The organism is Pseudomonas sp. Sample_23 (genome assembly GCF_004307595.1).
GTDB lineage: Bacteria > Pseudomonadota > Gammaproteobacteria > Pseudomonadales > Pseudomonadaceae > Aquipseudomonas > Aquipseudomonas atacamensis.
In genome coordinates this window covers 1-14,338 of record NZ_RCNX01000054.1, presented here as the reverse complement: position 1 = coordinate 14,338, position 14,338 = coordinate 1, and the positions used below count along the sequence as shown (strand labels likewise).

Below are 14,338 nucleotides of genomic sequence, written 5' to 3'. Positions count from 1 at the left end.
GTTGGGTCGCGAAGCGGCCCCTTCTCTGGAATTGGAAGAAGAGGCCCGCTGTGCTGTCCATCGGGGGTAAATCCCTCACCACAAGGGATTTTTTACAACCTCACATCGTACTGATGCGCAGTTCTTGTATTTACTTCACATTACTCGGGGTTGGGCCTTCAGCCACACCCAGGTCGTCTTCTTCACGCTCGTCGGAGATACCGCGACCGCCAGAAGCCAGCTCGGTCTGCAGTTGATCGGTGTCCAGTTCCTTGACCCACTTGGCGACGACGATGGTCGCTACCGCGTTACCGACCAGGTTGGTCAGGGCGCGGGCTTCGGACATGAAGCGGTCGATACCGAGGATCAGCGCCAGACCGGCAACCGGCAGGTGACCTACCGCCGACAGTGTCGCGGCCAGGACGATGAAGCCCGAACCGGTCACACCCGCCGCGCCTTTGGAGGACAGCAGCAGCACCAGCAGCAGAGTGATCTGGTGGGTGATGTCCATGTGCGTGTCGGTCGCCTGGGCGATGAACACGGCCGCCATGGTCAGGTAGATCGAAGTACCGTCGAGGTTGAACGAGTAACCGGTCGGGATCACCAGACCCACGACGGATTTCTTCGCGCCCAGACGCTCCATCTTGATCAGCATGCGTGGCAGTGCCGATTCCGACGAGGACGTACCCAGTACGATCAACAGTTCTTCACGGATGTAGCGCACCAGCTTGAATACGCTGAAACCGTGAGCCCGGCAGATCGCACCCAGCACCAGCACGACGAACAGGACGCAGGTGATGTAGAAGCAGATCATCAACTGGCCCAGTTGCACCAGCGAGCCGACACCGTAGGCACCGATGGTGAACGCCATGGCACCGAACGCACCCAGTGGCGCCAGTTTCATGATCATGTTGATGATGTTGAACATCACGTGGGCGAAGCGATCGATCATGTCCAGCAGCGGACGACCGTACGAACCCAGGCGATGCAGGGCGTAGCCGAAGATCACCGAGAACATCAGCACTTGCAGGATGTCACCGGTGGCGAACGCGCCAACGATGGTGTTCGGGATCACATTGAGGAGGAAACCGACAATGCTCTGGTCTTTACTGGCCGTCACGTAGGTGGCGATTTTCGAGGCGTCGAGGGTGGTGACGTCGATGTGCATGCCGGCGCCCGGTTGCACAACGTTGACCACGACCAGACCGATCAGCAGGGCAATGGTGGAAACGATTTCGAAGTACAGCAGCGCGTAGCCGCCGGTCTTGCCCACCGATTTCATGTTCTGCATGCCGGCGATGCCGCTGACAACAGTACAGAAGATGATCGGGGCGATGACCATTTTGATCAGCTTGATGAAGCCGTCACCCAGTGGCTTGAGGGCCACACCAGTCTGCGGATAGAAGTGACCAAGCAGGATGCCGATGGCGATGGCAACGATCACCTGGAAATACAGGGATTTGTACAGTGGCTGACGAGTCGTCATTGCAGGTTTCCTCAAGCGTCCAGCGGCAACATCCATCTGTCGAGCGCCGAACCTTAATTGCGAACCCTCCTGCACTGGAGGGATTTGTTGTTGGAACGGCATTTTTCCGGGCGGAGAAATGCACGCTTCTGTGGCTTGTATCGCAAACGTCGTGCCAGATTGGTGCGAATGGCAGCAAGCCTTTTGATATCAGGGGCTGGGGGATTTTCCTGTCACCAATCAGTGACTTGAGGTATGGCGGATTTCCGCCAACTGAGCGTCCAGTGTCCTGCAATTTGGCGGAAATCCGCCTTGTTGCGTTGCCGGCCCGCCGTTACGATCGGTGCCTGAACAAGGATTGCCGCTTATGCGCGAACGCACCATCGCCAGCCATTTCGCCCGTGCCGCCCTTGGCGGTGCACGCCGGCGCGGCCTGGATTATTCAGGCCTGTTGCAGCAACTTGGGATCAGCGCGGAATTGCTCGACGAGCCCCGCGCGCGGATTGCCCCGGAGCAGTTCACCCGGCTGATTCAGGGCTTGTGGCTGGCGCTGGACGACGAATACCTGGGTTTCGGTAACGCCCCGAGCAAGCCCGGCAGCTTCGCCATGATGTGCCACGCCTCGATTCACTGCCGCAACCTGGAGAAGGCTCTGCAACGTGGTTTGTTGTTTTACAGCCTGTTCCCCGACTCCCCACGCCTGACCCTGCGCCGCGAAGACGAATGGGTGCGTTTGAGTCTGGACGACGCGCAGTGGTGGGACCCGGATCATTTTCTCAGCGAGAGTCTGTTGGTGATCTGGCACCGCCTCGGCAGTTGGCTGATCGGCCAGCGCATTCGCCTCGAGCAGGCGACTTTCAGCTATCCGCGCCCCGAGCACGGCGGCGAATACGATCTGCTGTTCCCCTGCCCGCTGACCTTTGATGCCGAGCAAAGCAGCCTGCTGTTTCACAGTCGCTACCTGGCCATGCCGCTGTTGCAGGACGAACGCACGCTCAAGCATTTTCTCGAACGCTCCCCCGCCGACCTGCTCTCACGCCCCGACGACGGCGACAGCCTGAGCAGCCGCCTGCGCCGCTTGCTCAGCCGCGACGCTGCGAGTTGGCCGGATCTGGAAGCGGTTGCGGCGCATCTGCATATCAGCCCGCAGACCTTGCGCCGGCACTTGCGCGAGGAAGGCACCAGTTTTCAGGAGCTCAAGGATCAGCTGCGGCGGGATATCGCCATCTACCATCTGGGCCGGGCGGATCTGTCTTTGCAACAGATTGCCGAGCAGCTCGGGTTCTCTGAGCCTTCGGCGTTTCATCGGGCGTTCAAGAAATGGACGGGGCTGACACCGGGGGCTTATCGGGCGCAGGAATTGTGAAAGATCAAAAGCCCCTCACCCTAACCCTCTCCCAGAGGGAGAGGGGATTGATTGGGGATGCTGAAGATCTGGACCGGCCTGACAGTTATTCAGTGAATCCATATCCACTGCAAGTTGCTCAGGTCGATAAATTTCTCAAGACACTTAGGTCAGTTCCCTCTCCCACTGGGAGAGGGTTAGGGTGAGGGCCGCTTCATTCACACCGCAGGAAAATGAATCCTGAACGCCGCCCCGCCCATCGGTGAATCACCCAAAGCCAAACGCGCGTTGTAGCTTTCGATGATGTCCTTGACCACCGCCAGCCCGATGCCCTGCCCGGGATGCTGGGCATCCAGGCGTTCGCCGCGCTCAAGAATCCGCGCACGCTGATCGAGTGGCACGCCCGGGCCATCATCCTCGACGCACAATTCGATCCCGGCCAAGGACTCGCGCACGCTGACCCGCACTTCGCCGAGGCACAGGCGATAGGCGTTTTCCAGCAGGTTGCCGAGCATTTCCAGCAGGGCGCCCTGCTCGATCGGCACGTAGCAATGCTCCGGCAGATCAAAGGTCACGCGCACATGTTTGTCGCGGTAGACCTTGTCCAGCGTATCGCAGAGGCTTTTGAGCACCGGTTGCAGGCGCACCTGATGACGCACCAGGCCGCTTTTGCGCAGGCTGGCCCGTTGCAGTTGGTAGCTGATCTGCTGGCTCATGCGTTCGATCTGGCTTTGCAGGACCCAGGCCTGGTCGCGGTCTGCGGGACGCTGGGCCATGTCTTCGCTGACGCCTTGCAGCACCGCCAACGGGGTTTTCAGGCTGTGGGCGAGGTCGTCGAGGGAGTCGCGGTAGCGGCTGCGTTGCTGGCGTTCGCTGAGCAGCAAGCGGTTGAGCGAGCCGGTCAGGCGCAGCAGTTCACGCGGGTGTTTTTCCGTCAGGCTTTCGCGGGTACCGCCTTCGATTTCGTCGAGTTCCTGGCTCAAGCGGCGTAAGGCCTTGAGGCCCCAGGTCAGGCCGATCCAGAGCAGCGCCAGCAACACCAGCAATGCCGCGCCGAAGCCCAGATAGAGATTTTCGCGCAGGCCTTCGAGGGTGGTTTCGTATTCACGCACCGGTTGCAGTGCGACGATGCTGAACGCTGCGCTTTTGCCGCCGAGCAGTTTGACTTCGACGTCGTAGACGAAGAACTCCTGACCGCTGGCTTCACGAATCCGCGCGAACTCGTTGCCGAGGCCGTCGTAACGCGGTTTGTAGTTGATCTGTTCTTCCTGGGTGGCTTTCGAGCGCCACACCAGTTTGCCGTCGCGGTCGTAGATATAGCCGAGCAAGCGGAAATCGGTAAGGTTGAAACGCTCGTCGGGCAATTGCGACGGCATCACCAGCCGACCGTTTTCCACCCGCGCGGCGGAGATCAATGTGGTGACGTCGGAGGCCAGGCGTTGTTCGATCGAGTCCTGCAAGGCAAGGCTGAAGGCGCCCTGCATCGCCGGCAACAATGCGAGCATGAACAGCACCGCCAGCGTGGTGGCGGCGAGCATCAAGCGAACGCGAAGGGAACGGATCAAGTGCAGCGCTCATTGAACAGGTAACCGAGGCCGCGCACGGTGTCGATCGGTTTGAACCCGGCCGGGCCTTCGAGTTTGCGACGCAGACGGCCGACCAGCACTTCGATGACATTCGGATCGCGCTCGTCGTCATCCGGATACAGCTGCTCCATCAAGCGATCCTTGGGCACCACTTGCTGGTGATGGCGCATGAGGTATTCGAGGATGCGGTATTCGTAAGCAGTCAGCGCCAGCGGTTGCTCATCGAGGCTGGCCTGTTTGCGATTGAGGTCGAGCAGCAACGGCCCGGCAACGATGGTCGACTGGGTGAAACCGCTGGAGCGGCGCAGCAATGCGTTCAGGCGTGCGTCGAGTTCTTCGAACTGGAACGGCTTGACCACGTAATCGTCGGCACCGGCGGCGAGTCCTTCAACCTTGTCCTGCCAGTTGCCGCGCGCGGTGAGGATCAGGATCGGGAAGGTCTTGCCGCCCGAGCGCAACTGGCGGATCAGGTCGAGCCCGCCCATGCCCGGCAGGCCGAGATCGATCACCGCCAGATCGAAGTTGTACTGACCGGTCTGGTACAGCGCCTCCTCGGCATTGGCCACGGACTCGACCACATGACCGCTTTCCGTCAGGCGGGTTTGCAGGTGATGACGCAACAGCGCCTCGTCTTCGACGACCAACAGTTTCATGCCTTTCTCCCTATCACTTGAACTCTCCAGGCAACTACCTGTGGGAGCGAGCCTGCTCGCGAATCCGGTGGATCAGCCAAGCAAGTGTCGGCTGATACACCCCTTTCGAGCAGGCTCGCTCCCACACGTCAAACTGCGACAACCGCTTAGAAATAGTAGTTGGCCGACAGGTAGGTCTGCGCGCTGCTGGTCAAGTCCAGCGAGCCCTGTTTGCTGCCGCCGCTCTCTTTCATTTCGGTGCTGGCGTTGCTGCGCAGGTAACGGTAACCGAGTTCTATCGAGGTGTTCTGCGAAACTTGCTGCAACACACCCACCTGGCCACCGATGGCGTAACCGATATCGCTGTCACGGCTGAAACCTGGCGAATCCTGCGTCAGCTTGGTCAGACCGGCCGTGGCGCCACCGAACAACTTGGTGCTGCCGCCCACCGGGTAGAACAGGTCATAGCTGCCGAGCAGATTTTCCTGGCGCAGTTTAACGCCATTGTGCGAGCCGGAAACGTTGTCGTAGGTGGCGTAGTAGCGGCCCTGGCTGTTTTGCTGACCGAGGCGCATGCCGTAGGTGTTGTTGCCGTCGATGGCCCCGGTGACGTTGGGGTTGCCGAGATTGTTGTTGAGCGCGTGGGACTTGTCGATCTTGTCGCTGGTCTGGCCGAACGTCAGACCGGCGAAGTTGCTGGTGTCGTCGGCGTTCGCCGCGATGCTGGAGCCTAACAGGGTAAAAGCCAGCAGCAATTTGTTTAAACGAGTCATGGATATTTCCTCTTTCACAGTGCTGTTTGGGTATGGCGCAAGGTTACTGAGCCGCCCCTGTACGGCCCCTGAACCGTCTCTGAACCTGACCTGAACCGGATCGACTAGGCTGTTCTGACCACTTTCAATAAGGAGACCCGACCATGCGCCTGTTCCTCGCCCTCACTTTGCTGGCAGTCAGCTGCCTCACCCAGGCTGCGATCAAGACTGCAGAAATCCCCTACCAAAGCGCCGACGGCAGCCAACTGATCGGTTACTACGCCTATGACGACGCGATCAAAGGCCCACGCCCCGGCGTTGTCGTGGTCCACGAATGGTGGGGGCTGAACGATTACGCCAAGCGCCGCGCGCGGGATCTTGCCGAACTCGGCTACAGCGCGCTGGCCATCGATATGTACGGCGAAGGCAAAAACACCGAGCACCCGAAAGACGCCATGGCCTTCATGCAGGCAGCGACCAAGGATGCCGATGCCGCCAGTAAACGTTTCGCCGCCGGGCTCGATCTGTTGAAGAAACAAAAGCAGACCGACCCGAACAAAATCGCCGCCATCGGCTATTGCTTCGGTGGCGCCGTGGTGCTGAATGCCGCCCGTCAGGGTGTGCCGCTGGCCGGTGTGGTGAGTTTCCATGGCGCGCTGGCAACCAAGACCCCGGCGACTCCGGGCAGTGTGAAGGCGAAAATCCTGGTCGAGCACGGTGCGCTGGACAGCATGGTCACTCAGGACCACGTCACCGCGTTCAAGTCGGAGATGGACAAGGCCGGGGCGGACTACCAGTTCGTCAGTCTGGATGGCGCCAAGCATGGTTTCAGCAACCCGGATGCCGATCGCCTGAGCCATGGCGAGCATGGCGGGCCGGACATTGGTTACAACAAGGCGGCGGACGAGAAGTCGTGGGCGGATATGCAGGCGTTCTTCAAGAAGATTTTCGGTTGAGTCAGTAACGACCGAGGCGCGGCTTTCGCGAGCAGGCTCGCTCCCACACCGGATATCTGTCGCCCAGAAGATCCCTTGTGGGAGCGAGCCTGCTCGCGAAGGCTTCACCGCCGATCTCGACCTCGCCCCGACTAACCGGCAAAATGCCCGCCATGCATACCACCCCCGCCCTGCCCGCCTGCTGCACTGCGCTCGACAGCCACTGGCCGTTGCCGACGGTCCTGGCCGATACCGTGCTGCTCAGTACCCACTTCGACCCGACACGGTTGCTTGGCGATGACTTCCAGCGCAGCGCTGTGCTGGCGCCGCCTAGCATTCAGCGCTCGGTGGCCAAGCGCCAGGCCGAATTTCTCGCCGGGCGCATTTGCGCGCGGGCCGCGCTGCAACAACTCGAAGGCCTGAATATCGTCCCGCCGATTGGCGAAGACCGCGCGCCGGTTTGGCCGGCGCACATCTGTGGTTCGATCACTCACAGCACTGGCCGTGCGGCGGCGATTGTCGCCAACAAGCAACACTGGCGCGGCTTGGGCATGGATCTGGAAAACCTGTTGAGTCACGAGCGCGCTGAACGCCTGGCCGGGGAAATTCTCACCCCGGCGGAAATGCAGCGCATGGCGGCAGGCTCGCAGGAGCAACTGGCGCTGCGGGTGACCCTGACGTTTTCGGTGAAAGAGAGTTTATTCAAAGCGCTGTACCCGATCGTGCAGCAGCGCTTTTATTTCGAGCATGCCGAAGTGCTGGAATGGACTGCGGCGGGTCAGGTCAGGCTGCGGTTGCTGACTGATTTGTCCAGCGAATGGCGCAACGGATCGGAGCTGGAGGCGCAGTTTGCAGTGCAGGATGGGCAGTTGTTGAGTCTGGTCAGCATTCCTGCCTGAAGTTTTGCATTGCCTGTTGTGGCGCCTTCGCGAGCAGGCTCGCTCCCACAGGGGATTGCATTTCAAATGTGGGAGCGAGCCTGCTCGCGAAGGCGGTATCCCGAATCTCAGCGGCGCTCCTGATTCCTCGGCCAGCTCAGACTGAAACAGGCCCCACCCAGACTCTTGCTCTTGCCAATAATCGCGCGCCCGTCGTGCCAGTGAATGATCCGCCGCACAATCGACAAGCCCAGACCATGCCCGCCCGAGGCCCGCGTGCGGCTATCGTCCAAGCGCAGAAACGGCGTGAAGATCCGCTCCCACGCCACCTCCGGCACCCCCGGCCCGTCATCCTCGACGTCGATCCGGCAACGCAACTGGCCGACCTGATAACTCACCGTCACCTGCGAATGCGCATGGCGCATCGCGTTGCCCACCAGATTCTGCAGCGCCCGATGCAAATAACGCGGTTCAGCCTCGACCCACGCGCCGTCATTGTCGGCCGATGACAGACACAAACCGCGCTGCACCGTGACCTCGGCGCGCAGCGGCGCCAATTCTTCGATCACCTGATTGACCAGCGCATCCAGATCGATGCGCTGGAAGGTCAGCGCCGGCGAGCCCTGCTCCAGTCGTGCGTAGGTGAGCATTTCGTCGACCAGCTTATCGAGGTCCTCGATGTCGTGATCCATGCCTTCGCGGTATTTTTCCAGCGCTTGCGGAGTGGTGGCCGTGCCGATCATTTCCAGACCGAAACGCAGCCGCGCCACCGGCGTGCGCAGCTCGTGAGACACCGCGCGCACCAGCTCACGCTGGATCGCCAGCAACTGTTGCAAGTGCTCGGCCATGCCGTTGAACGCAGACGCCAGCCGCCCGACCGAGTCGGCACCGCGCGCCGGCACGCGGGTTTCCAGGCTGCCCTTGGCGATGCGCGTGGCCGCTGCTTCGAGGCCGCGCAAACGTCGCTCGAGCTGACGCACCAACAGATAAACGATAAGGCCGATCAGGGTCAGGCCCAGCGCGGCAATCAATACCAGCCATTCCGGCGGATACGGATTCATCTGATACAGCGGGCCGATTTCCAGCACCCACGGCGTGCCGACCATACCGGCGAAGACGCGGATCGAATCGCCGCCCTTGCCCAGCGCCATCACCGTATCGCCCTCGGCCACGCGGCGGCTCTGGTCTTCGTCGATGTCGGCGTCATTTACCGTGACCAGACGCAGATCGAAGCCAAAGCCCTTTTCCTGTTTTATCTGCGCCAGACGCTTGGGCTGTTCGCCGACCGGTACCCGCACCAGTTCATCGGCCAGCAGGTAAATGGTCGCCCGGGCCAGTTGCTCGCTGATCTGCTGTACCTCGCCCACGAGCATCATTTGCTCTTTTTCGCTGATCAGCCGATAGACCTTGGCCGCATGAGGCCCGGTCTGCTCGACCAGCGCCTGACCGCGCAGCACACGGGTGCGCTGGGCCAGATCAAGGTCGGTTTCGGCGAATTTCTTCAGTGTCAGCGGTATACCAAGCAGCCGCTCCCACACCAGCAACGCGCGATGGCGTTCGGTCTGGTTCATCGGTTGCAGGTTGTCGGCCATCAGCGAGAAGGTGCCGTGGGCCAGGCGCTCGCGGTATTGCTCGCTGCGCACCTGATTGAGCAGGTTCAGCGCCAGCACGCCGAGCACCGCCACCAGAATCAGCGCGGCGCACATGCCGCCGTAGATGCGCAGGAAGATCGAATTCACAGCGCCAGGTCTGCGCAGGCTTCCGGGACGAACAGATAGCCTTTGCTGCGGATGGTCTTGATCAGGCGCGGATGGTCGGGGTCGTCACCGATTTTCGGGCGGATGCGCGAGATGCGCACGTCGATCGAGCGATCCTGGCCGTCGTAGCCGATGCCGCGCAGGGCAGTGAAGATTTCTTCCCGGGAAAGTATCCGCCCGGCGTTGGACACCAGCAGCCACAGCAGGTCGAACTCGGCGCTGGTCAGCTCGATGCCGTTGTCGCTCAGCCAGGCTTCACGTAACGCGTTGTCGACCACCAGTGGACCGAATTGCAAACGTCGGGATTTTTCCGCGACCGGTTCCGGTGTGTCACTGCGGCGCAGCAACGCCTGGATCCGCGCCAGCAACAAGCGCGGACGCACCGGTTTGCATACGTAGTCGTCGGCACCGAGGTCGAGGCCGTGGATCTGATCAGCGTCATCGGTGCGCGCGGTGAGCATCAGGATCGGCCCGTCATACTGGCTGCGCACCTTGCGGCAGATGCTCAGGCCGTCCTCGCCGGGCAGCATCAGATCGAGGATCACCAGATCCGGCTGCTCCTTGATGATCCGCGCCGCCGCCAGCGCACCGTTGCCTTCGATCTCGACGCGCAGGCCATTGGCTTGCAGGTAATCGCGGGTGAGCTCGGCCAGTCGCTGGTCATCCTCGACGATCAATACCTGCCAGGTTTGTTGCTCCACCGGTGACCTCTGCTTGCTGTTTTTATTAAAAGAAGAAAGACAATCGCCTGACACGGACAAAACCTGTGGGAGCGAGCCTGCTCGCGAAAGCGTCTGTTGCTCCAACCTGAATGCTCAGTGGTCAACCGATTCGCGAGCAGGCTCGCTCCCACAATCCTGCGTATACCTCCCGATCATCTGTCATGTTTCAGGAGGATAAAAATGCCCATGCACCCAGCGATTGTATAAACGCCGGTCACGCGGAAAACAAGTCGGTAAATGCGTTCGGACAAGGCGGAATACTGTGATAGGGTTCGCGCCCTTAAAAAACCGCTGAAGCGTTTTTCCAGGCAAAAAAACAGTGACAAACGGTCTGGCTCAGCAGGTTCGCGGCCTACACGCGTTTTCGCTGTTTCTTACACAAATTACGCACAGGCTTATCCACAGGTAGTACGTTGCAATCCCACCCTGAAACGCATTATCTTGTAGCACGGCGAAAACAGAGACCCTACATATAGGGTTTTCACCTAAAACGCCCAACCACATTTCAGACCTGAAACTCAAGTGCTTTATGGCCAGTTTCCGGTAGAACAAGCGAGTTTTTTCAAGCCCAAACCGCACTGGCGGATGGCACCGTTTTATTTGGTCCGAAACGGACAAAACGGTATGGGTGTTGCAGTCATGACTGCCACCCGCGAAGGAATCCGGTGGCGAGCTTCGGCTCGTAACCAAAACTTCGGCAAGGATGCGGCGTTGCAGCCTTTTTCCTACTGTTCCGAAGTTTGTAATGCCGACGCCCGTCGGTTGCAGTGCTTCGGTACAGAACGGTGAGCACCATGACGGTGCCAAACAAACATAGAGAATGTGGAGACCACCCCCCATGCAAACCGACACAACTCGCGAGAACCCGCAGGGCACCTTGCCGCAGGCCGCCGATTCGACTTCGGATCTGGCAGCCACCGCGCCTGGCCAGCTGCGCGTGATCAAGCGTAATGGCACTGTCGTTCCTTACACCGATGACAAGATCACCGTCGCTATCACCAAAGCGTTCCTCGCAGTTGAAGGCGGCACCGCTGCCGCCTCGTCGCGAATCCACGACACCGTTGCGCGCCTGACCGAACAGGTCACCGCGACCTTCAAGCGTCGCATGCCATCGGGCGGCACCATCCACATCGAAGAAATCCAGGACCAGGTCGAACTGGCCCTGATGCGTGCCGGTGAGCAGAAAGTTGCACGCGACTACGTGATCTACCGTGACGGCCGTTCGAAAGAGCGCGCAGCGCACGCTCCTGCCGAAGCAGCAGTCAACGCGCACCCGTCGATCCGCATCACCCGCGCCGACGGCAGCCTCGCGCCGCTGGACATGGGCCGCCTGAACACCATTGTCACCGAAGCCTGCGAAGGCCTGGAAGAAGTCGATGGCGACCTGATCCAGCGCGAAACCCTGAAGAACCTGTACGACGGCGTGGCCCTGACCGACGTCAACACCGCGCTGGTGATGACCGCCCGTACCCTGGTCGAGCGCGAGCCGAACTACTCGTTCGTTACCGCCCGCCTGCTGATGGACACCCTGCGTGCCGAAGGCCTGAACTTCCTCGAAGTCGCCGAAAGCGCCACCCATCACGAAATGGCCGACCTGTACGCCAAGGCACTGCCGGCCTACATCGCCAAAGGTATCGAGTTCGAACTGCTGAACCCTGTGCTGGCCACCTTCGACCTGGAAAAACTGGGCAAGGCGATCAACCACGAGCGCGATCAGCAATTCACCTACCTGGGCCTGCAGACCCTGTACGACCGTTACTTCATCCACAAGGATGGCGTGCGTTTCGAACTGCCGCAGATCTTCTTCATGCGCGTGGCCATGGGCCTTGCGATCGAAGAGAAGCAGAAAGAAGACCGTGCGATCGAGTTCTACAACCTGCTGTCCTCGTTCGACTACATGGCTTCGACCCCGACCCTGTTCAACGCCGGTACCCTGCGTCCACAGCTGTCGAGCTGCTACCTGACCACCGTGCCGGACGACCTGTCGGGCATCTATCACGCGATCCACGACAACGCCATGCTGTCGAAATTTGCCGGCGGCCTGGGCAACGACTGGACGCCGGTTCGTGCGCTGGGTTCGTACATCAAGGGCACCAACGGCAAGTCGCAAGGCGTGGTGCCGTTCCTCAAAGTAGTGAACGACACCGCTGTGGCCGTGAACCAGGGTGGCAAGCGCAAAGGCGCTGTGTGTGCCTACCTGGAAACCTGGCACATGGACATCGAAGAGTTCATCGAGCTGCGCAAGAACACCGGTGACGATCGTCGTCGTACCCACGACATGAACACCGCCAACTGGATCCCTGACCTGTTCATGAAGCGCGTCTTCGATGACGGCAAGTGGACCCTGTTCTCGCCATCCGAAGTACCGGACCTGCACGACCTGACCGGTAAAGCCTTCGAAGAGCGCTACGAGTACTACGAAGCGCTGACCGAGTACCCGGGCAAGGTCAAGCTGTTCAAGACCATCCAGGCCAAAGACCTGTGGCGCAAGATGCTGTCCATGCTGTTCGAAACCGGCCACCCATGGCTGACTTTCAAAGACCCGTGCAACTTGCGCAGCCCGCAGCAGCACGTCGGCGTGGTCCACAGCTCGAACCTGTGCACCGAGATCACCTTGAACACCAACAAGGACGAAATCGCCGTTTGCAACCTGGGCTCGATCAACCTGCCGAACCACATCGTCGACGGCAAGCTCGATACCGCCAAGCTGCAACGCACCGTGAACACCGCCGTGCGCATGCTCGATAACGTGATCGACATCAACTACTACTCGGTGCCGCAAGCGAAGAACTCCAACTTCCGCCACCGTCCGGTCGGTCTGGGCATCATGGGCTTCCAGGACGCTCTGTACCTGCAGCACATCGCCTACGGCTCCGACGCTGCCGTCGAGTTCGCCGACAAGTCGATGGAAGCGGTCAGCTACTACGCGATCCAGGCTTCCTGCGACCTGGCCGACGAGCGCGGCGCCTACGAGACCTTCAACGGTTCGCTGTGGTCCAAGGGCATCCTGCCACTGGATTCGCAACAGATCCTGATCGAGCAGCGCGGCGAGAAGTACATCGATGTCGACCTGAAGGAAACCCTCGACTGGGCACCGGTTCGCGCCCGTGTACAGAAAGGCATCCGTAACTCGAACATCATGGCCATCGCACCGACCGCGACCATCGCCAACATCACTGGCGTTTCGCAGTCGATCGAACCGACCTACCAGAACCTGTACGTGAAATCGAACCTGTCGGGTGAATTCACCGTGATCAACCCGTACCTGGTTCGCGACCTGAAGGCTCGCGGTCTGTGGGACTCGGTCATGATCAACGACCTGAAGTACTACGACGGTTCGGTGCAGCAGATCGAGCGCATCCCGCAAGAACTCAAAGAGCTCTACGCGACCGCGTTCGAAGTGGACACCAAGTGGATCGTTGACGCCGCCAGCCGTCGTCAGAAGTGGATCGACCAGGCCCAGTCGCTGAACCTGTACATCGCCGGCGCATCGGGCAAGAAGCTCGACGTGACCTACCGCATGGCCTGGTACCGTGGTCTGAAAACCACCTACTACCTCCGTGCCCTGGCCGCGACCAGCACCGAGAAGTCGACCATCAACACCGGTAAGCTGAACGCTGTTTCCAGCGGCGGCAACCACGGCGACGATTCGGTTCTGGCCGCTCCGGCAGGTCCGGCGCCAGTGCCAAAGGCCTGCGCGATTGACGAGCCGGATTGCGAAGCTTGCCAATAAGCTGAGCTGAGATCAGGCGTTGCGAGACGCCTGGAATCTCAAGGCAAACAAAACCCCCGACAGACTTCTGGTTTGTTGGGGGTTTTGTTTTTTGGAGGCCTTGGCAGCCTTTGGGCCGACCGGGCTCTTGAGGTTTTGGGTGTATATCCGTTGCTGCGGGTGTTGCCGCTGGCGGTTTCGCTCTTACAGCGAGTCCCTTTTTCAAACGCCGGAGTGCCGACCCAGCAAAAAGGAATCAAAAGGCTTTGCCCCGGCGTACGGCGCTCGCTGAGGCAAAACATCAAGAGCCCCTCACCCTAGCCCTCTCCCGGAGGGAGAGGGAACTGACCGAGGTGTTTAATCGAAGTACGCCGACCTGAGATACCGAGTCGAATGCAGGTTTTAAACACCACACAAATCGGCCCCCTCTCCCTCGGGAGAGGGCTGGGCGGGCGGCGTTCCGATGAGGGGCGAATCCAACACAGATCCAAAGCAGACCCCACGATTTTCACCACTCAAAACGATGAGCGCAAGCTCGAGTACCGCTTTTGATCTTGATCCACCGGCGACGTCGG

Annotated in this window: 10 protein-coding genes; 4 read left to right on the top strand and 6 right to left on the bottom strand. The window is 60.4% G+C overall.

The window, feature by feature from the left end:
• Positions 1-130: 130 nt before the first annotated feature.
• Positions 131-1,465 (bottom strand): dicarboxylate/amino acid:cation symporter, encoded by a 1,335-nt coding sequence (locus tag D8U82_RS15130; RefSeq protein ID WP_024013978.1) that lies wholly within the window; start codon positions 1,463-1,465, stop codon positions 131-133.
• 346 nt (positions 1,466-1,811) lie between these two features.
• On the opposite strand from D8U82_RS15130, the gene D8U82_RS15125 reads away from it, so the two are divergent.
• Positions 1,812-2,810, top strand: coding sequence for an AraC family transcriptional regulator (locus D8U82_RS15125; protein WP_130902447.1), 999 nt, complete (start codon positions 1,812-1,814; stop codon positions 2,808-2,810).
• A 197-nt stretch (positions 2,811-3,007) separates the two neighbouring features.
• Here D8U82_RS15125 and D8U82_RS15120 read toward each other — a convergent pair whose 3' ends face one another.
• The 3 genes from D8U82_RS15120 to D8U82_RS15110 form a co-directional block, all read right to left on the bottom strand.
• Positions 3,008-4,354 carry an ATP-binding protein gene (locus D8U82_RS15120; RefSeq protein ID WP_073472181.1) on the bottom strand — a complete coding sequence of 449 codons (1,347 nt, stop codon included), beginning with the start codon at positions 4,352-4,354 and terminating at the stop codon, positions 3,008-3,010.
• Complete coding sequence (locus D8U82_RS15115; RefSeq protein ID WP_016773623.1) at positions 4,351-5,028, bottom strand: response regulator transcription factor; 678 nt, start codon at positions 5,026-5,028, stop codon at positions 4,351-4,353. Before D8U82_RS15115 ends, D8U82_RS15120 begins: the two co-directional genes overlap by 4 nt.
• Before the next feature lie 146 nt (positions 5,029-5,174).
• The gene (locus D8U82_RS15110; protein WP_122707481.1) at positions 5,175-5,780 is read right to left on the bottom strand and encodes a hypothetical protein; all 606 of its coding nucleotides are present in this window, start codon (positions 5,778-5,780) and stop codon (positions 5,175-5,177) included.
• A 143-nt stretch (positions 5,781-5,923) separates the two neighbouring features.
• On the opposite strand from D8U82_RS15110, the gene D8U82_RS15105 reads away from it, so the two are divergent.
• Both D8U82_RS15105 and D8U82_RS15100 read left to right on the top strand, forming a co-directional pair.
• A complete protein-coding gene (locus D8U82_RS15105) occupies positions 5,924-6,715 on the top strand; it encodes a dienelactone hydrolase family protein (protein ID WP_130887398.1) in 792 nt (263 codons plus the stop codon).
• A gap of 152 nt (positions 6,716-6,867) precedes the next feature.
• Entirely contained in the window at positions 6,868-7,593 is a 726-nt protein-coding gene (locus D8U82_RS15100) for a 4'-phosphopantetheinyl transferase superfamily protein (RefSeq protein WP_130902446.1), read from the top strand.
• A 107-nt stretch (positions 7,594-7,700) separates the two neighbouring features.
• Here the strand turns inward: D8U82_RS15100 and D8U82_RS15095 are convergent, their stop codons facing one another.
• Complete coding sequence (locus D8U82_RS15095; RefSeq protein ID WP_130902445.1) at positions 7,701-9,311, bottom strand: ATP-binding protein; 1,611 nt, start codon at positions 9,309-9,311, stop codon at positions 7,701-7,703.
• Complete coding sequence (locus D8U82_RS15090; RefSeq protein ID WP_056788095.1) at positions 9,308-10,030, bottom strand: response regulator; 723 nt, start codon at positions 10,028-10,030, stop codon at positions 9,308-9,310. Before D8U82_RS15090 ends, D8U82_RS15095 begins: the two co-directional genes overlap by 4 nt.
• An 859-nt stretch (positions 10,031-10,889) precedes the next feature.
• Between D8U82_RS15090 and D8U82_RS15085 the strand changes: the two genes are divergently transcribed.
• Complete coding sequence (locus tag D8U82_RS15085; protein WP_024013986.1) at positions 10,890-13,784, top strand: ribonucleoside-diphosphate reductase subunit alpha; 2,895 nt, start codon at positions 10,890-10,892, stop codon at positions 13,782-13,784.
• The last annotated feature ends 554 nt before the right edge of the window (positions 13,785-14,338 follow it).